The organism is Shewanella seohaensis (assembly GCF_023283775.1).
Classification (GTDB): Bacteria; Pseudomonadota; Gammaproteobacteria; order Enterobacterales; family Shewanellaceae; genus Shewanella; species Shewanella seohaensis.
Window position 1 is genome coordinate 42,888 of sequence record NZ_JAKILE010000014.1, and the last position, 18,838, is coordinate 61,725.

Here is an 18,838-nt window from a genome sequence, read left to right on the forward strand (position 1 = left end):
GGACTATAACAATGAAGAAACTGTCGATATTGGCAAGTGCCGTGATGATGGCCCTTGTAGCACCTGTAGCGATGGCAAAGGTATCTGAAGCCGAGGCCGCTAAATTAGGTAACGAATTAACGCCATTAGGCGCAGAAAAAGCCGGCAATGCCGATGGATCTATTCCCGCTTGGGATGGCGGTATTACTAAGCCAGTTGCTGGATATACTAAGGGAATGCATCACCCCGATCCTTTCCCTGAGGATAAAATTGAATTCACTATTACCAATGCGAACAAAGCCCAATACAAGGATTTCTTGACCCCGGGTCAAATGAAACTGTTTGAGCTTTACCCAGATACTTACAAGATGAATGTGTACAAAACGCGCCGCAGCGCATCAGTGCCACAATTTGTCTATGATGCGACAAAAGCCAACGCCACTCGCGCTGAATTAGTTGCACAGGGTAATGGTATAGCGGGGGCATCGATTGGTATTCCATTCCCTATCCCTGCCAATGGCTTAGAAGCGATTTGGAACCATATCCTGCGCTTCCGTGGTGTGGATGTGGAAACCTCACGTAGCCAAGCGGCACCGACGGCAGATGGCAGCTACACCTTAGTGGAAACCGCTGAGGAAATTCGTTTTGAATATTCTCGCCCTGAAATCACCCTTGATCAATTAAAGGCCAGCAACACGCTGTTCTACTTTAAACAAGTGGTGACTCAGCCTGCTCGTTTGGCTGGTACTGCGCTGTTAGTAAAAGAAACCATGGATCAAGAGGCGCTGCCACGCCAAGCATGGACCTATAACACAGGTCAGCGCCGCGTACGTAAAGCACCAAACGTTGCCTTTGATACACCGGGTACCGTATCCGATGGTCTGCGCACCACAGACGATTTCGACATGTTTAACGGTTCACCCGTGCGTTATAACTGGGAGCTTGTGGGCAAGAAGGAAATCTATATTCCTTACAACGACTATAAATTGCACTCAGATAAGCTGAAATATGACCAGATTTTAAAACCCGGTCATATCAATCCTGAGTTTGTCCGTTGGGAAAAACACCGTGTATGGGAAGTGAAGGCGACCTTGAAAGACGGTATGCGCCACATTTACAAAACGCGTGTGATGTATCTTGACGAAGACTCATGGCAAGTATCGATTGCCGATCTGTATGACAATCGTGATGAACTCTACCGTGTGGCGGTTGCCCACGGCTTGAACTACTACGAAGTCCCCACACAGTGGGATACCTTAGAAGTGTTCCACGATCTGCAGTCCCGTCGTTATTTGGCCATGGGCTTAGACAACCAGAGTGGAATGTATAACTTCGATGCCAAGTTGAGTGAAGCGAACTTCACCCCAGACGCGCTACGTCGCGAAGGTATCCGTTAATCAGCCACGGTATAAAGGGGCGCTAAGCGCCCCTCATTAGTTAAGGAAGTTTGTATGTCGTTTCGCATCCTTCAATGCGCCGCTGCAATCAGTGTTGGTTGTTTATTTTCTTCCCCTTCATTTTCTGCGGTGTCTGAGACTTTCCCGCAAATTCAGCCCTTAGCGGCATCTTCTTTAGTGTTAGATATTGCCCATGCGGGACAGCGTTTGGTCGCCGTGGGCGAGCGTGGCCATGTGCTCGTGCTGAATGACACCTGGCAACAAGTGCCGACACCGACCTCGGCGCAGCTGACAAAAGTGTTCTTTTTAAATGAAAAACTCGGTTGGGCAGTCGGGCACGATGCCACTATTTTGCACACCCAAGATGGCGGCCAGACATGGTCGTTACAAATGCAGTCGAGCGAAATTGAAAAACCCTTCCTCGATGTGCTGTTTCTCAATGAGCAGGACGGCATGGCCATTGGCGCTTACGGACTGTTTTATCGAACCCATGATGGCGGCAAGACCTGGGCGGAAGAATTCCACGAAGAGTTGCTGGCCGAAGAAGACGTGTCCTATTTGGCTGAGTTAAAGAATAGTGACCAAGCCGCTTATCTGACCGAGCGCGCCTCGTTACTGCCGCATTTTAATCGGATGATCGTGCTCAATGATGGTCGTTTGTTATTAGTCGGAGAGCTTGGGCTTGTGGCGGTGTCAGCCGATAAAGGCCAAACCTTTACCCGTACTGGGTTTGATTACGACGGCTCTATGTTCAATGCCATTCAATTGCAGGATGCGGTCTACGTAATGGGACTGAGGGGGCACGTGTTTAAAGCAGATTTGAGCCTTAGCCAATGGGATGAGATTGAAATGCCCGTGCAGTCATCCATCAATGGCGCCTTGGTGAGCTCAGATACTAGCTTGTACCTTGTAGGGAATGCTGGCGTTGTTATCCAGCTTAATCAGGATGATAGTGCCAATATTGTCACTCGCCGCCAGGGGGAAAACTTAGTTTCGATTGCCAAAGATAACCAAGGGAATGTGTGGTTATCGGGTAGCCAAGGGCTACTCACTCTGAAGCCATAAATGATAAAACAACAATAACAGGGCCGATAAGATGTTAGAAAAACTGGTCAACGGATTTGAGTCATTTTTATTCCGCAACCGTGCTTGGGTGGTGAGCATTTTTATTTTGCTGACGGTTTTTTTGGGATACCAAGCTAGCCAATTAAAAATGGATGCGGCATTCATTAAAAATATTCCGCTTAATCATAGCTATATGCAAACCTACCTCAAACACCAAAAAGATTTTGGTGGGGCGAATAGCATTATGGTGGCGGTGGAAGACACCAGCGGCAATATTTTTAACCCTAACTTTTTCGACACCCTTAAAAACGTTCACGATCAGCTGTTTTTTATTCCCGGTGTTGACCGTTCACAGGTTAAATCCTTATTTTCACCTTCGACCCGTTTTACCGAAGTCGTGGAAGATGGTTTTGCGGGCGGCCCTGTGATCCCTGCCGATTTTACGACCACCGAAGCGGGTTTGAATACGGTGCGCGATAACATTGAAAAAGCAGGCATTGTGGGGCGCTTGATCGCCAACGATTATAGTGCCGCTATGGTGTCGGCTCAATTGATGGACTTTGATCCACAAACGGGTAAGCCCTTAGATACCATCGCCTTTGCCGCTCAGCTAGAGAAGGAACTTCGCGGTAAGTATGAAACCGATAAGGTGAAAATCCATATTATCGGTTTTGCTAAGATGGCGGGTGATGTGGCCGATGGCGCCAAAGGCGTATTGCTGTTCTTCGTGATTGCCATTTTGATTACGGCAGTAATGGTTTACCTGTTTTCCAAGTCACTTATCCTGACCTTATTGCCATTAGTCTGTAGCTTAACGGCGGTGATCTGGCAGCTGGGTTTACTGACGGTCATTGGTTTTGGCTTAGATCCTATGTCAATTCTGGTGCCATTCCTCGTCTTTGCCATCGGGGTGAGTCACGGGGTGCAGATGATCAACGCGGTCAGACGCCGCGTGATGGACGGACAAACCACTAAGGCGGCCTCGGCGTCTGCGTTTCGCAGTTTATTGGTGCCTGGTGGGGTGGCGTTGCTCTCTGATACGGTTGGTTTTATCACACTGTTATCCATTGATATCGGTATCATCCGTGAGCTGGCCATTTCGGCCTCCCTCGGTGTGGGCGTGATTATTTTCACTAACCTTATCCTTCTGCCTTTAGTGATTTCTTTCACTGAACTCAAGGTTGCACCTCAGGGGGCGCCGACTTCGGATGAAGTGCGAGCCGAGGCAATTTGGCGCTACCTTGCCAAATTTGCCACACCGAAATATGCGGTGGTAGTGATTGCGGCGACCATTGCCTTGTATTTTGCCGGTCTGCAACAGGCGAATCAGATGAAAATTGGCGATCTGCAGGGCGGCGCGCCGGCTTTACACCAAGATTCACGCTACAACTTGGACACCTTCTTTATTACCGATCACTTTTCTATCACCACCGACGTGATGACTGTGATTGTGGAAGCGAGCCCGGAGGCCTGTACTTACCACGATATGCTGACGCAAATTGATGAGTTTGAATGGTTAGTGCGTAATACTCCTGGCGTTGAATCGACAGTTAGCTTGGCCTCGGTGGCGAAAAAAGTGAATGCGGGCTTTAACGAAGGCAACCCAAGATGGGAAGTACTGCCCCGTACGACCGCCAGTTTAGTGCAGGCGATTGGCCAGATCCCAACGACATCGGGCTTGTTAAATGGTGATTGCTCAGTGATGCCTGTGTATCTATTTATGCAGGATCATAAGGCTGAAACCATTGAAACGGTTGTCGCTAAGGTGAAAGCGGTCGCGGCCAAAATGGACAATGACAAGCTGCAATTTAAGCTAGCATCTGGTCCTGTTGGGGTGATGGCGGCGACCAACGAAGCGGTGGCGGAAGCCCAATTACCTATGATGATTTATGTCTATGGCGCGGTATTTGTGCTTTGCCTTATCAGCTTTAAGTCATTAAAAGCGACAGTCGCGGTGATTATCCCGCTCTATGTGGTCTCCACGTTGGCGCAGGCACTGATGACTCAACTCAATATTGGCTTAGCAGTCAGTACCTTACCCGTTATTGCCCTCGGTGTGGGTATCGGTGTTGACTACGGCATTTATATCCTGTCGACCATGTCATCTAAGTTGTCGAATGGGATGCCAGTACAACAAGCCTACTATGAAGCGTTAGTCGAGCGGGGCAGTGCGGTGATATTCACTGGCCTGACGTTGGCGATTGGGGTGAGCACTTGGTTTTTCTCGGCGCTTAAGTTCCAAATGGACATGGGGATCCTGCTCACCTTCATGTTTGTGGTAAATATGTTGGGCGCCATAATTATCCTGCCAGCACTGGCAGCGGTATTCTGGCGGCAGGCTAAGTAGTTACAAACAATGGGGAGTTTTTGACTCCCCATTGTCTTTGAATATAAACGCTGTTTTTTTGATTTTTTGCTCACCTGTTATCACATCTTTACGCTCTGGCTGGATTTACAGAGGATGTACCACTAAAATTTTCCTCGAAATACAGAGGATTTAGTAATAAACTTCGCGCGACGATCTGGATCACACTAATTTTCTGAGATCGTTAAGCCGAAGCATCCAAATAATGAAAAAAAGCGCTGCCATAGACGCTTAAGGAAACAGCAACATGGCCTTGAAAGATGCAATGCCTTCAGTACTACTTGAAAATGTAGTCAGTTTAATTCACGCTAAAGTCCCTAATTCACAAGCCAAGCAAGTTGAACAGTTCGCGACCTGCCTTTATGCCCACATGTCGAAAGACGACCTCAATGCGCGTAACGACAGCGACCTGTATGGTGCGGTTCTCAGTTTATGGAATGCACTAAACAAAACCCCGAAAGGGGAGACTCACCTCAGAGTATTCAATCCAAGTCAGTCAAAGCACGGCTGGCAATCAACTCATTCGATCATTGAAGTTATCCAACCTGACATGCCATTCCTGGTAGATTCAGTTGGTATGGCATTGAATCGTATGGGTATTACCGCTCACATGATGTTACACACTCCGCTGGCGATTGAGCGTTCAGCCCAGGATGTAACTAAAGTCACTTACCTGAATCAAAGCCCTGACAGCACTGAACACGTTGCCGTTTTCCTGATTGAAATCGACCGTCAAAGCAGCAGTGTGGATATCAAAGCCCTTGAGCGCGAAATCCAATCTGTGCTGGGTGATGTGGCCGCATCAGTCAACGACTGGAGCGCGATGTCAGCTAAGCTGAGTGAGACCATTAAAGATTTACCTAAGCGTCCATTCCCAGGTGAGAAGCAAGAGTTAGAAGAAGCGATTAACTTCTTAACTTATCTTAATAATCATCACTTTACCTTACTGGGTTACCGTCAATACGATTTAAAACGCGTTGAAGGCGACGTCGAACTAGTGCCAAATATGGCCTCTAGTTTAGGTTTAATGAATAAGCACCATAAGACTCAGCCTGAGCAAGGTTTATTATTATCAAGCTTCTCTGACAGTGCCCGTAAAGAAGCCTTAGACCACAGTTTACTGATCCTGACCAAGAGCAGCGCCAAGAGCCGCGTGCACCGTCCTGCCTATGTGGACTATATCGGTATCAAACGCTTCGACAAGAAAGGCAATGTGGTCGGTGAAGACAGATTCATCGGTTTGTACGCTTCAAATGTGTATAACCGCAGCCCACGTGAGATCCCGCTGCTGAACGAAAAAGTCCAGCGCGTATTAGACCGTTCAGGTTTAACGCCACGTTCTCACGACTATAAAGCCCTGCTGAACATTCTCGAAAACCTGCCGCGCGATGAGCTAATCCAAGCCAATGTGGATGATTTAGCACACACGGCGCACGGTGTGCTCGAGATGCAAGACAGGGACAAACTGAAACTCTTTGTTCGCAAAGATGGTTTCGGTCGTTTCTTATCCTGTTTGGTGTACGTTTCAAAAGATCGTTACAACACTAAACTTCGCCAAGATACTCAACGTATTCTGGCTCAGCATTTCAACAGCAAAGAAGATGTAGAGTTTACGACGTATTTCTCCGAGTCAACCCTGGCCCGTACTCACTACATTGTCAAAGTTGATAACAATAATATGGATGTAGATGTGGCTGCCATTGAAAACAATTTAATTGAAGCGGCACGCTCGTGGGAAGATAAGTTAAATACCGCGCTAAACACTGCCTTAGGTGAAGAAGCCGGTACTCATCTGATGAAGCGTTACGCTAACGCCTTCGAACAAAGCTATAAAGAAGACGTATTACCAAGCTCTGCCGTTGTGGATATGCAACAGCTTGAAGCGCTGGATGACGAACACAAGTTAGGCATGTTGTTCTATCAACCGCAGGAAGCTGCGTTGAACGACAACAAAGTGCGTTTAAAACTGTTCCATAAAGATGAGCCAATCCATCTTTCTGACGTACTGCCGATGCTGGAAAACTTTGGTCTGCGCGTGATCAACGAGCGTCCCTATGAAGTGACGACCTCAGACGGTTCGACCTTCTGGATCTTAGACTTCTTAATGACGGTTAAAGTCACTAATACCGACAATATCGCCGACAGCCAAGACAGATTCCAAACTGCACTCTCTCAAGTGTGGCAAAAGAAATTAGAAGATGACGGTTTTAACCGCATCATTCTGGCGTCAGGTTTAACTGGCCGTGAAGTGTCAGTACTGCGTGCTTACGCTAAGTACATGCGTCAAATCGATGCGACATTCAGCCAAGCTTACATCGAAGAAACCTTCGGCCGTTACCCACAAATCGCTGATTTGTTGGTGAAAATGTTTATCCGTAAGTTCAACCCAAAACTGAAGACCCGTACTCTGGGCAAGTTTATGGAGCAGATCAACCTACGTTTAGACGAAGTATCGAGCCTAGATGATGACCGTATTATCCGTCGTTACCTCGATCTGATTAACGCCACGCTGCGTACTAACTTCTACCAACTGGATGCCAAAGGCGAATCTAAGAGTTATATCTCGTTTAAATTCATGCCTTCGTTAATTCCTGAAATGCCGCGTCCGCTGCCGAAATTCGAAATTTTCGTTTATTCGCCACGGGTTGAAGGTGTGCATTTACGTTACGGTAAAGTGGCTCGTGGTGGTCTGCGTTGGTCTGACCGTCGTGAAGACTTCCGTACCGAAGTGCTTGGCTTAGTAAAAGCACAACAAGTGAAGAACACCGTAATCGTGCCTGTGGGCGCGAAAGGTGGTTTCGTTTGTAAACAACTGCCTACTGAAGGTGGCCGCGAAGCCTTCTTCACCGAAGGTCAAGAATGTTACCGCATCTTTATCCGTGCACTGCTCGATATCACAGATAACATCGTTAACGGTGAAATCGTTCACCCGGTAGATGTAGTCCGTCACGATGAAGATGATCCATATTTAGTGGTCGCGGCAGACAAAGGGACTGCCACCTTCTCTGACATCGCTAACGCCATTTCGCAAGAATATAACTTCTGGTTAGGCGATGCGTTCGCGTCGGGTGGTAGTAACGGTTACGACCATAAGAAAATGGGGATCACGGCCAGAGGTGGTTGGGAATCGGTTAAACGTCACTTCCGCGAAGTGGGTATCGATTGTCAAACCACAGACTTTACCTGTTTAGGTATTGGTGACATGGCCGGTGACGTATTCGGTAATGGTATGTTGTTGTCTAAGCACACAAAACTTGTGGCTGCATTCAACCATATGCATATCTTTATCGACCCGAATCCAGATACAGCTGCCAGCTATGAAGAACGTGCCCGTTTATTCGCGCTGCCACGTTCAACCTGGGAAGACTACAACAGCAAGCTGATTTCTAAGGGCGGCGGTATCTTCCTGCGTTCATCTAAGTCGATTCCATTGTCTGCTGAAATGAAGCAAATGCTGGAAACGGAAAAGACGTCGATGACACCGACTGAGCTGATGAAAGAACTGCTGAAAATGCCAGTGGATCTGATTTGGAACGGTGGTATCGGTACTTATGTTAAGTCATCACGCGAAACCCATGCAGAAGTGGGCGACCGCGCTAACGATGCACTGCGTGTCAATGGTCGCGAACTGCGCGCCAAGATCGTGGGCGAGGGTGGTAACTTAGGTTGTACTCAGTTAGGTCGTATTGAATACGCGGCAAACGGCGGTCGTATCAACACTGACTTCGTGGATAACGTAGGTGGTGTAGACTGCTCTGACAACGAAGTTAACATCAAAATTCTATTAAACGCATTAGTGGCTGAGGGTGAACTGACACTCAAGCAACGTAACCGTTTACTGGAAGAGATGACCGAAGAAGTCGGCCAAATCGTACTGCAGGATTGTAAAGATCAAACTCGTACGATTTCGGTCACCCAAGTCCGCGGTGCTGAGCAGTTAAAAGAGCAAATTCGCTTTATCCAGTATCTGGAAAAAGAAGGCAAGTTAGACCGCGCCTTAGAATTCTTACCATCGGAAGAAGAGCTGGCAGAACGTTTAGCCAATGGCCGCGCCTTAACGCGTCCTGAGCTATCGGTACTGGTGGCTTACGCTAAGATGGTACTGAAAGAGCAGTTACTGACTCAAGAAATCACCGAAGACACGCTGCTGAGCCAACTGTTGATTGCTTACTTCCCGAAACAACTTCAGGAACTGTACAGCCACAGAATGGTGACGCACCCACTGCGCGGTGAAATCATTGCCACGTCACTGGCCAACGAATTGGTCAACGACATGGGTCTGAACTTTGTTCAACGTATGCAAGATGAGACTGGTGCCTCAGTTGCCGACGCGGCAATTTGTTACACTATGGCTCGCGAAGTGTTTGGTTTAGCTGAATTAACTAAAGCGATCACTGACTTAAACGGTATTGTTCCTGCTGTGGTTCAGGGCGAAATGCTGCATCAATTACGTCGCAACATGCGCCGTGCATGCCGCTGGTTCCTGCGTCACCGCAACCGTACTTGGAGCATCGAGCAAACTGTAGCCTTCTTCAAACCTGTATTTGAACAAATCAAAGCGAATGTTCATTCTTACTTGGTAGAAGAAGAAGCGGCGGGTATCCAAGCTGAGATCAACGCTCTTATCAAAGAGAACGTGCCTCAGAATGTGGCGACCGTCGTGGCTAACATGAGCACACTGTTCTCGGCTCTGGATATTGCGCAAATTGCCCAAGCCGAAGAGAAAACAGTTGAGCTCGTTGCCGAGACATATTTCAAACTCGGTGCCCGCGTTGAGCTGCACTGGTTCCTAGAGCAGATCAGTGCACAGCCTGTGGCAAACCATTGGCAAGCACTGGCTCGTGCAGCCTTTAGGGAAGAGTTGGATTGGCAACAACGTGCGTTGACGTCAGTGGTCTTAAGAACATGCAGTGCAACCTGTGACGCTCAAAGCGTTATTTCTCAGTGGATTGATACCAATCAAGCGCTACTGGAAAGATGGTTCCATATGCTCGCTGACTTCAAAACGTCGCAAAGCCATGAGTTTGCTAAGTTCTCTGTCGCCCTGCGTGAACTGAACCTTCTGATCCTTCATTGCGAAGGCCATAAGTAAACTTTTATAACAATCAGAAGCCCTGGCGATCGCCGGGGCTTTTTTTAGGTCGAGGAAAATACATGTTTTATAAAATCGCACAGAAAGTCATGTTTCAGATGGATCCTGAGCGAGCGCATAATTTAGCCATTGGCAGCCTGAAAATGACAGGTAATAGTCCATTGAATGCGTTTTATGCCCAGAATATTGCGCCAGCGCCCGTCAGCTTTATGGGACTGACTTTTCCAAACCCTGTCGGCCTTGCCGCAGGTATGGATAAAGATGGCGAATCGATAGATGCCTTTCATGCGATGGGATTTGGTCATGTGGAAGTGGGTACAGTGACCCCAAGACCACAACCCGGTAATGATTTACCCCGTTTATTTAGATTAAAACCCGCAAAGGCGATCATCAATCGCATGGGCTTTAATAACAAGGGTGTCGATAATCTGGTCAAAAATTTGATCGCAAAGAAAACCGATATCATGGTTGGGGTCAATATTGGTAAAAATAAAGACACGCCAGTAGAGCAGGGGAAAGACGATTATTTGATCTGCATGGACAAAGTCTATCCCTATGCTGCCTATATTGCGGTGAATATTTCATCACCGAATACACCCGGATTACGATCGCTACAATATGGCGATCTATTAGACGAATTATTAAGCGCATTAAAAACTAAGCAACTTGAGTTGGCCGAGAAACATAAAAAATATGTGCCAATTGCCCTTAAAATTGCGCCTGATTTAACCACGGAAGAAATCGAAAATATTGCTCAATCCTTGATTAAAAACAAGTTTGATGGCGCGATTGCGACTAACACAACGTTAACCCGTGACGGTGTTAGCGGCCTTGCGAATGCCAATGAAAGTGGTGGGTTAAGTGGTAAACCATTGACTGAGCTTTCAACTAAAGTGATCAAACAATTAGCCACCTGTTTAAATGGTCAGATCCCGATCATTGGTGTGGGTGGAATTAACAGTGCAGAAGATGCGTTAGCTAAATTTGATGCGGGCGCGACTATGGTACAGATTTACTCAGGTTTTATTTACCAAGGTCCAAAGTTAATTAAAGAAATTGTTGAAGCTTACCGCTTAAAATAATGATCTTTAGATATCAATAGGGATCTAAATTACGATCATTTATCTTGACTGCGATCTAAAACGATCATTGGAACGCAGTTAAGATCCTTAAATAGATCTACTAAGTAATTGTTAACTAATCTGTATTTTTATATTTTTATTTTGATATTGAATAAAATATCTACTATGATGTGCCAGTGTTCAAATAGTAGGTAAACGTTATGTTATTATTGCCACAAAAGGATTGGCACTGGAAATATAACGATTCGTACGGTGTATTAGGCGTTTCGTTAGGTTCCGAGATAGAATTTCTGACGGCTTATAAAGCAAAATCATTAATTCCTGATGCCTTATCAAGCATGGAATTTAATATTGCGCACGCCAAATTCTATATGAGCTTGCTCGACAAGTTGCCGAAAACCTTATCCCTTACCGATGCTGCTATAGTGCAAATCGCCCTAAATGCGACAGCCGCGCATTTTATGCTGACACCGCAAATGCCAAAATCATGGTTTTTTGATTGCAGCGATGTGTGCGTATTTAGCGATGTGGGTAAAGTCTTTGAGCTTAAATGCCAAAAACAACGTGCATTAGTCTTAGTCATCGAAAACACCCTACAATCCGCATTGGTGATGCTATTATCGCCAGAATGTGTGTTATCCGGTGCTAAAACCATGACGCAATTTGAAACTATTAAGGTGATGCATAATCGCTTGCATCCATTAAGGGTACAGCGCCATGTTGTCGCAGCCTAAATGACGGCCTAGCCAAGTCTTGGCCGTCATTATTTATTTCGAGCTATTGCCAACTTAGCTTGGTATTTTTTGATTATTTCCGCACGGTTTTCCGCTCATCTGACACTATTCATTTACCCTATAAATCGACATGATTTACTGAAAGGTCAATTTAGAATATCTACAGCGTTATACTTCCTCGTTAATCCAAATCGTAGGCTTTAGTGATACTCGTTGTCTCGACGTTTTGAACGCAAGAGATAGGGGTAAATATAGATATGAGCACTTTAGACTCACTCTCCATTTATCTTAGAAATGGTGTTAATAAACTATAGGATAGACAATAAGCTTGGGAGTAGGTGATTCATTCGATTTGTAAACTTAAGATAAGTTGGCCAGTTGAATATATCTTCAAATTTCTTTGTCGGTACTTTAGTGAATAATGGGCTTTGTTTACCTATATCGCTAAGGAAACAAAGCCCTGTCAATTTCAGTGACTACTTAATGCACTATTTTAATGTGCTATTGCTCAGTAAATGGGCGGCCATAGTAGCTGTCGAGCAGTAGCTGTTTTAGCTCACTAATCAAAGGGTAGCGAGGGTTGGCGCCAGTACATTGGTCATCGAAGGCATCCTCGGCGAGCTCGTCTAGTTTGGCGAGGAAGTCGGCTTCGTTAACTCCCGCTTCTTGGATAGATGCTGGAATGCCCAGCGTCTTCTTGAGTTGCTCGATTTTTTCCAGCAATTTCTCGACTTTTTCCGCATCTGAACTTCCACCTAAGGCTAAATGATCGGCAATCGCCGCGTAACGACACAAAGCTTTGGGTCTGTCGTATTGGCTAAATGCGGCTTGCTTAGTGGGTAAGTCGGTCGCATTAAAGCGGATCACGTTACTGATGAGTAGCGCATTGGCGAGTCCATGGGCTAAGTGAAACTCGGCGCCCAGTTTATGGGCCATGGAGTGACAGATCCCAAGGAAGGCGTTGGCAAAGGCGATACCGGCTATGGTCGCACCATTGTGCACTTTTTCACGGGCTATAGGGGATGCGGCGCCAAGCTGATAAGCATCGGGTAAATATTTGCACAGTAGATCAAGTGCCTGCAGGGCTTGACCATCGCTGTACTCATTCGCCATCACGCTGACATAGGCTTCGAGCGCGTGGGTGATAGCATCGATTCCGCCGAAAGCGGTTAAGGATTTAGGCATATCCATCACCAGATTCGGGTCAACAATCGCCATGTTTGGGGTGAGTTGATAGTCGGCTATGGGGTATTTTTTACCGGTTTGTTCATCGGTGACTACGGCAAAAGGTGTGACTTCTGAGCCTGTGCCTGATGTGGTGGGGATTGCCACCATAGTGGCTTTTACGCCCATTTTAGGGAATTTATAGATACGCTTACGGATATCCATAAAACGCAGCGCTAAATCGGCAAAGTCGACATCGGGATGCTCGTACATCACCCAAATAATCTTGGCCGCATCCATGGGCGAACCACCGCCTAAGGCAATAATCACATCGGGTTTAAAACTATTGGCGACTTTGGCACCTTGGCGTACGGTCGCAAGTGTGGGATCGGCTTCCACCTCGTAAAAGACTTCGGTTTCAAGGCCCTGTGCTTTTAAAATCTTTAAGGTTTCGTCGCAATAACCTTGGTTAAACAGGAATCTGTCGGTCACTACGAGGGCGCGTTTTTTATCGCTTAATTCTTCAAGCGCGATGGGTAAGCTGCCGCGGCGGAAGTAGATAGACGAAGGAAGCTTGTGCCACAGCATGTTTTCAGCCCTCTTAGCGACGGTTTTTTTATTGATTAAATGACTTGGGCCGACGTTTTCGGAAATCGAGTTCCCGCCCCAAGAGCCACAACCTAAAGTGAGCGAGGGAGCGAGTTTAAAGTTGTACAGATCGCCAATTCCGCCTTGCGAGGCTGGGGTGTTGATTAAAATACGCGCGGTTTTCATTCTAAAACCAAAGGTTTTCACCCGCTCGGTTTGAGTGTCTTGGTCGGTATATAAGCCCGATGTATGGCCAATGCCGCCTAAGGCAACTAAGGCTTCAGCTTTATCGACGGCGTCATTGAAATCGGCGGCGCGGTACATGCCAAGTAATGGTGAGAGTTTTTCGTGGGCAAAGGCTTCGGCCTCTGTGATATCGGTGACCTCACCAATCAATACCTTGGTGGTGTGGGGGACATCAATGCCCGCCATTTGCGCTATGGTCGCGGCGCTTTGGCCGACTATATCGGCATTTAAGCCGCCATTTTTAAGGATGACTTGTTGCATTGCAGCGGTTTGCGCGGCATTTAAGAGATAACCACCATGGGTCGCGAAGCGCTCTTTGACTTGCTCGTAGATACTATCGACCACAATCACCGCTTGCTCTGAGGCACAGACGACGCCGTTATCGAAGGTTTTAGACATCAGAATCGAGCTGACCGCGCGTTTTATGTCGGCGGTTTCATCAATAACAATTGGCGTGTTACCCGCGCCGACACCAATGGCGGGTTTGCCGGAGGAGTAGGCGGCTTTCACCATACCTGGGCCACCTGTGGCGAGGATAAGGTTCACTTTTGGATGGGTCATTAATTGATTGGAAAGCGCCACACTGGGCTCATCAATCCAACCGATAATGTCCTTGGGCGCACCAGCGGCAATGGCGGCATCTAGCACCAGTTTAGCCGCTGTGGTGGTCGAGACTTTCGCCCTTGGGTGAGGGGAGAAAATAATCGCATTACGGGTTTTAAGGCTGATCAATGCTTTGAAGATGGCGGTAGAGGTGGGATTTGTGGTGGGGACAATCCCACAGATAATGCCCACGGGCTCGGCGATAGTGATAGTACCGAAGGTGGGGTCCTCGAATAAAATTCCGCAGGTCTTTTCATCTTTGTACTTGTTGTAAATGTACTCGGAGGCAAAGTGGTTTTTAATCACTTTGTCTTCAATCACCCCCATTCGGGTTTCGGCGGCGGCCATTTTCGCAAGTGATATGCGGGCATCTGCGGCGGCCAGTGCGGCGGCGCGGAAAATCGCATCGACTTGTGCTTGGCTAAAACTGGCATATTCGGCTTGCGCTTTGGCGACGCGCTCGACCATGAGATCCAGTTCTTGAGCATTAGTTACTGTCATGATTAAGACTCCTAAAAAGATTTAGGGAATGCGCGATTCGCTAAATCTTCTTTATGGTAAAAAATTACACCTAAAGCCGCAGTGAAAGTGTGATCATCCAATCAGTTTGGCGCTTTTATGTAATAAAGATACAGTAACTATGATCTGTTTTACCCTCTTTGGCTTAGAATCCGCCGAGGATTGCCAGCAGCTATTACTCAAACTTGTGATTTAACCTCAAAAATCTCATTTTTCAGTCATCTGTGCTTAAGCTACTATACTTGCCCTTACGGTTAGTTTGATGAAATTGGCGTGACACGCTCAATAAGGATAGCAACTTGGAGTTAACACTTTACGTTAAATTTTTTCTTGGCCTCGTTGCCATTATCAACCCCATTGGTTTGTTGCCAGTGTTTGTGAGCTTAACCAGTCATCAAACCGAAGCCGAGCGTAACCATACGGGTAAAGTGGCTAACTTTGCGGTGGTGGTGATCCTGCTAGTGACCATAGTGGCGGGACAACATATTTTGAATATGTTTAGTATTTCACTCTCGGCCTTTAGGATTGCCGGCGGCACACTGATCGCCATTATTGCGATGTCGATGCTGCAGGGTAAATTGGGTGAAGTAAAACGCAACCAAGAGGAAGACCGCGAATCTTCGGCGATGGAGTCCGTGGCGGTGGTGCCGTTAGCCTTGCCGTTAATGGCAGGCCCCGGTGCGATTAGCTCGGTCATCGTGTTTGCCGCAGAGCATAATTCCTTCTCCAATTTTGTGGCGATGTTTATCACAGTGATCATTTTTGGCTTGGTGAGTTTCGCCCTGTTCAGAATGGCGTCAATCATCTACAAAATTCTTGGTAAAACAGGCATTAACGTTATTACCCGTTTGATGGGGCTATTAATGCTGTCGATCGGGATTGAGGTGATTGCCGCTGGTATTAAAGGGCTGTTCCCACAACTCTTTAGCTAATTGACCTTATCGGGGGAGGAGTATGTCCTCCCTTGTTTTGGTTGTGTATCTGCAATTGATACTTTTTCAATCTCTATTTCTCACACAGTTTATTATCTGTAGAAGATGGGGTACCGCCGAAAAAGCTTATGCAAGCATCTGTTTTTTAGGTGTTTAGTAATGGCTAAATTAGGTAAAAATGGTCGTTCTCGCGTAAATCCTATGCTATACCTATTTTGTCTTATCTCTTAACCTCGCTTTAATAAGGAAATCACTATGAAATGGCAATGGATTGGCAACCTCAGCTTGAAACAAAAATTACTCATGGTTGTATTGCCGCCCTTATTTGCATGTTTTTTATATGGTGCTTTGTTTCTCATTGAAAAATATGAGTATCGCCAAGAGCTTAAGCTTATCGTCCAATTGAGTGAATTGGCGGTCACCAACAGTAATCTGGTGCATGAGCTACAAAAAGAGCGTGGCATGAGCGCAGGCTTTATTGGCTCAGCGGGTAAAGCCTTTGCAGGCAAAATCCCAAGTCAAAGACAACTGACGGATAGCCAGTTAAAACAATTCCAAGATTTCATTTCAAACAATGCGTTACCCGAAGTGTTTGCGCCTAAATTACGGGAGATCAACACTCAGCTTGGTCGCCTTTCGGGGATCCGTTCGCAAATCGACAGTTTATCCATCAGTGTGGCCGATGAAGTGGCCTATTACACCGATCTCAATAAACAGTTATTAGCCATAGTCGATGAAACGGCAAAGGCGGGCGCTAACCAAGAAATTGCCATTAAGGCAGCGGCATTCAGTGCCTATCTACAAATGAAGGAGCGGGCGGGGATTGAGCGTGCGGTACTGAGTTCAACCTTCGGTCAAGCAGGTTTTAAACCTAAGGTTTATGCCAAGTTTATAACCTTGGTCTCTGAGCAAAATACTTATCTGGAGCGCTTCTTGGCGCTTGCCACGCCTAATCTAGTCGAAGGTATTCGTCAGCTGCAAAGTGGTAACGAAGTTAAAGAAGTTGAAGCCCTGAGACAAATAGCAATCGACCAAGACAATCAAAAAATTCAGCAACAAAACCCTGAGGACTGGTTTGCGAAATCCACAGCGCGTATCGACCGTTTACGGGATTTTGAGCAAGAAGTTTCAACCGATCTGGTTAAGACCACCACAGACCGACTCTACACAGCCAACGAGCATATGTTCTTCGTGCTCGTGACATTAACCGTGGTGTTAGTGTTAGTGCTGCTGTTGAGTCTGTCGGTTATCCGTTACCTACACGACAGTGTGCACCATGTGTATTCGACGGTGACAAAAGCCAGAAAACATTATGATCTCAGTGTGCGTTTAACCCAAAACAGCTCGGATGAATTTGGGGAATTAGCCATTGCATTCAACGACATGATGAATGATTTCGAGAGTGTGATCCTGCAAGTGCGTGCCAGTGCCAGCAAGTTACAGCAAGCGGTAGAGCAAATGGATGTGTGCACCCACGCAATGGAGCAAGATGTGATGGCAGGGCACAGTGAGGCCGAGCAAGTGGCCTCTGCAATGACAGAGATGAGTGCGACAGTGGCAGAAATCGCCAGTAACGCCGTTAATGCATCGGAAGCCTCCACCGCGGCGAACCATGAGGCGAAAGCGGGTAATATCGAAGTGGGTCGTACCAGTGCCGCGATTAAGGCTTTAGCCGATGATATTGATGGCGCCTCTAAAGCTATTAATGAACTCGACCGTGAAATCCACGGTATTGTGGTGGTACTCGATGTGATCAGCGGCATTGCCGAACAAACAAATCTACTCGCACTTAATGCGGCGATTGAAGCGGCAAGGGCAGGCGAGATGGGACGGGGCTTTGCCGTAGTGGCCGATGAGGTGAGAAGTCTCGCGCAGCGCTCACAAACCTCGACCTCGGATATTAAGAATATGACGGATCGACTGAAATCGGGCGCCAGCATTGCCGTTAAAGCCATGGAGCGCGGACTTGCGCAGGCCAATAACAGCGTGCACGAAGCCGAGCAGGCGGGGATTGAGCTTAAACGTATCGTCGAGCAAGTGGATATTATCGACCGCATGAATGAGCAAATTGCCACGGCAACCCATGAGCAGTCAGCCGTGTCTGAGGATGTGAATCGCAATGCATTGAAGATCAGTGAAATTTACCTCAATACCCAGAGGATTTCGGATGAATTACGGGAATTGACCAAGGCACTGACCTACGACGCGGCGTTAATGTCCAAGGAAGTGAACAAGTTCAACGTCAATTAACGGCGAAAGTCGGACATAAATCTCAATTTATCAGGCGGTTTGTTTAGCAATTGCGCAACCGCCTGAAATCAACTCTTTTTTACTTGACCACCCACAGGCTTTTGCGTACAGTACCGCTCCGTTAACGACGAAAGCTTACGAGTAAAGCTTATAACGTTGTAGCAGCGTGGATGATTAACACGTAAAACGAATCACAACAATCTGGTGAGATGTCCGAGTGGCCGAAGGAGCACGCCTGGAAAGTGTGTATACGGAAACGTATCGAGGGTTCGACTCCCTCTCTCACCGCCACATTCTAAGAACCCGATCATATGGTCGGGTTTTTTCTTTTCTATCATAAACCTATGAATTATAGTTGCTTCATCCAATGGCTTACCAACCTTTGGCACCTTAAGGTGGTACAAAAGGGTGGTACAAAACGATGGCATTTATGACTCAACCATACCGCGATCCAGAGTCTGGAATCTGGAAAATCCGCAAGGGTGTTCCTAAGCATTTACGTCCGTTCCTTGATGACAAATCCGAGCTTAAGCGAAGCCTAAAAACTCAAGATGCCCATGAAGCCAAAGCAAAGGCTGCTGAAGTGATCGCGGAGTTCGAGTCTATTATTGCTCTGGCTCAGTCACGTTATGATAATCAAGAGAACGAGCTGAAAATAACGCCTGCTCAGTTAGATACTATTGTCAGCTACTGGGTGGCTCGTGAGCATGGTCGGCTGAGGTTGGCTGACATTCAAGCAAGATATCTGCTCGAGACTCCCGATGGACTCGAAGCGATGACGGAGTGGTTTAGTTAGCCGCTAGTAGTGCTCTATGCTGCAAG

Annotated in this window: 10 protein-coding genes and 1 tRNA gene; 10 read left to right on the forward strand and 1 reads right to left on the reverse strand. The window is 46.9% G+C overall.

Annotation, left to right across the window (positions count from 1 at the left end; genetic code table 11):
• The first annotated feature begins 11 nt into the window (after positions 1-11).
• The 6 genes from L2713_RS15800 to L2713_RS15825 all read left to right on the forward strand — a co-directional run bounded on the left by L2713_RS15800 (position 12) and on the right by L2713_RS15825 (position 11,714).
• Positions 12-1,376 carry a DUF1329 domain-containing protein gene (locus L2713_RS15800; RefSeq protein ID WP_086904712.1) on the forward strand — a complete coding sequence of 455 codons (1,365 nt, stop codon included), beginning with the start codon at positions 12-14 and terminating at the stop codon, positions 1,374-1,376.
• 54 nt (positions 1,377-1,430) lie between these two features.
• The gene (locus L2713_RS15805; RefSeq protein WP_248968529.1) at positions 1,431-2,441 is read left to right on the forward strand and encodes a WD40/YVTN/BNR-like repeat-containing protein; all 1,011 of its coding nucleotides are present in this window, start codon (positions 1,431-1,433) and stop codon (positions 2,439-2,441) included.
• A gap of 31 nt (positions 2,442-2,472) precedes the next feature.
• On the forward strand, positions 2,473-4,788 hold the full coding sequence (locus L2713_RS15810) for an efflux RND transporter permease subunit (RefSeq protein WP_109286158.1): 2,316 nt from the start codon (positions 2,473-2,475) through the stop codon (positions 4,786-4,788).
• Positions 4,789-5,053: 265 nt separating this feature from the next.
• Positions 5,054-9,898 (forward strand): NAD-glutamate dehydrogenase, encoded by a 4,845-nt coding sequence (locus L2713_RS15815; RefSeq protein ID WP_086904709.1) that lies wholly within the window; start codon positions 5,054-5,056, stop codon positions 9,896-9,898.
• A 62-nt stretch (positions 9,899-9,960) separates the two neighbouring features.
• A complete protein-coding gene (pyrD, locus tag L2713_RS15820) occupies positions 9,961-10,980 on the forward strand; it encodes a quinone-dependent dihydroorotate dehydrogenase (RefSeq protein ID WP_011622457.1) in 1,020 nt (339 codons plus the stop codon).
• 200 nt (positions 10,981-11,180) lie between these two features.
• Positions 11,181-11,714: a cell division protein ZapC gene (locus L2713_RS15825; protein ID WP_011622458.1), complete on the forward strand. Its 534-nt coding sequence runs from the start codon at positions 11,181-11,183 to the stop codon at positions 11,712-11,714.
• A 501-nt stretch (positions 11,715-12,215) separates the two neighbouring features.
• Here L2713_RS15825 and adhE read toward each other — a convergent pair.
• Positions 12,216-14,816 (reverse strand): bifunctional acetaldehyde-CoA/alcohol dehydrogenase, encoded by a 2,601-nt coding sequence (adhE, locus tag L2713_RS15830; RefSeq protein WP_248968530.1) that lies wholly within the window; start codon positions 14,814-14,816, stop codon positions 12,216-12,218.
• 317 nt (positions 14,817-15,133) lie between these two features.
• Here adhE and L2713_RS15835 point away from each other — a divergent pair, with 317 nt between their 5' ends.
• The 4 genes from L2713_RS15835 (at position 15,134) to L2713_RS15850 (ending at position 18,812) form a co-directional block, all read left to right on the forward strand.
• The gene (locus tag L2713_RS15835) at positions 15,134-15,766 is read left to right on the forward strand and encodes a YchE family NAAT transporter (RefSeq protein ID WP_011622460.1); all 633 of its coding nucleotides are present in this window, start codon (positions 15,134-15,136) and stop codon (positions 15,764-15,766) included.
• Positions 15,767-16,021: 255 nt separating this feature from the next.
• Positions 16,022-18,016, forward strand: a complete 1,995-nt coding sequence (locus L2713_RS15840) for a methyl-accepting chemotaxis protein (protein ID WP_248968531.1) — start codon at positions 16,022-16,024, stop codon at positions 18,014-18,016.
• A gap of 203 nt (positions 18,017-18,219) precedes the next feature.
• A tRNA-Ser gene (locus L2713_RS15845) sits at positions 18,220-18,307 on the forward strand.
• 139 nt (positions 18,308-18,446) lie between these two features.
• Positions 18,447-18,812 (forward strand): DUF6538 domain-containing protein, encoded by a 366-nt coding sequence (locus L2713_RS15850; protein ID WP_248968532.1) that lies wholly within the window; start codon positions 18,447-18,449, stop codon positions 18,810-18,812.
• The last annotated feature ends 26 nt before the right edge of the window (positions 18,813-18,838 follow it).

Coding starts and splice junctions, on each gene's coding strand:
- pyrD (WP_011622457.1), top strand. CDS start 9,961: ATGTTTTATAAAATCGCACAGAAAGTCATGTTTCAGATGGATCCTGAG.
- L2713_RS15810 (WP_109286158.1), top strand. CDS start 2,473: ATGTTAGAAAAACTGGTCAACGGATTTGAGTCATTTTTATTCCGCAAC.
- L2713_RS15800 (WP_086904712.1), top strand. CDS start 12: ATGAAGAAACTGTCGATATTGGCAAGTGCCGTGATGATGGCCCTTGTA.
- L2713_RS15815 (WP_086904709.1), top strand. CDS start 5,054: ATGGCCTTGAAAGATGCAATGCCTTCAGTACTACTTGAAAATGTAGTC.
- adhE (WP_248968530.1), bottom strand. CDS start 14,816: ATGACAGTAACTAATGCTCAAGAACTGGATCTCATGGTCGAGCGCGTC.
- L2713_RS15805 (WP_248968529.1), top strand. CDS start 1,431: ATGTCGTTTCGCATCCTTCAATGCGCCGCTGCAATCAGTGTTGGTTGT.
- L2713_RS15840 (WP_248968531.1), top strand. CDS start 16,022: ATGAAATGGCAATGGATTGGCAACCTCAGCTTGAAACAAAAATTACTC.
- L2713_RS15825 (WP_011622458.1), top strand. CDS start 11,181: ATGTTATTATTGCCACAAAAGGATTGGCACTGGAAATATAACGATTCG.
- L2713_RS15850 (WP_248968532.1), top strand. CDS start 18,447: ATGACTCAACCATACCGCGATCCAGAGTCTGGAATCTGGAAAATCCGC.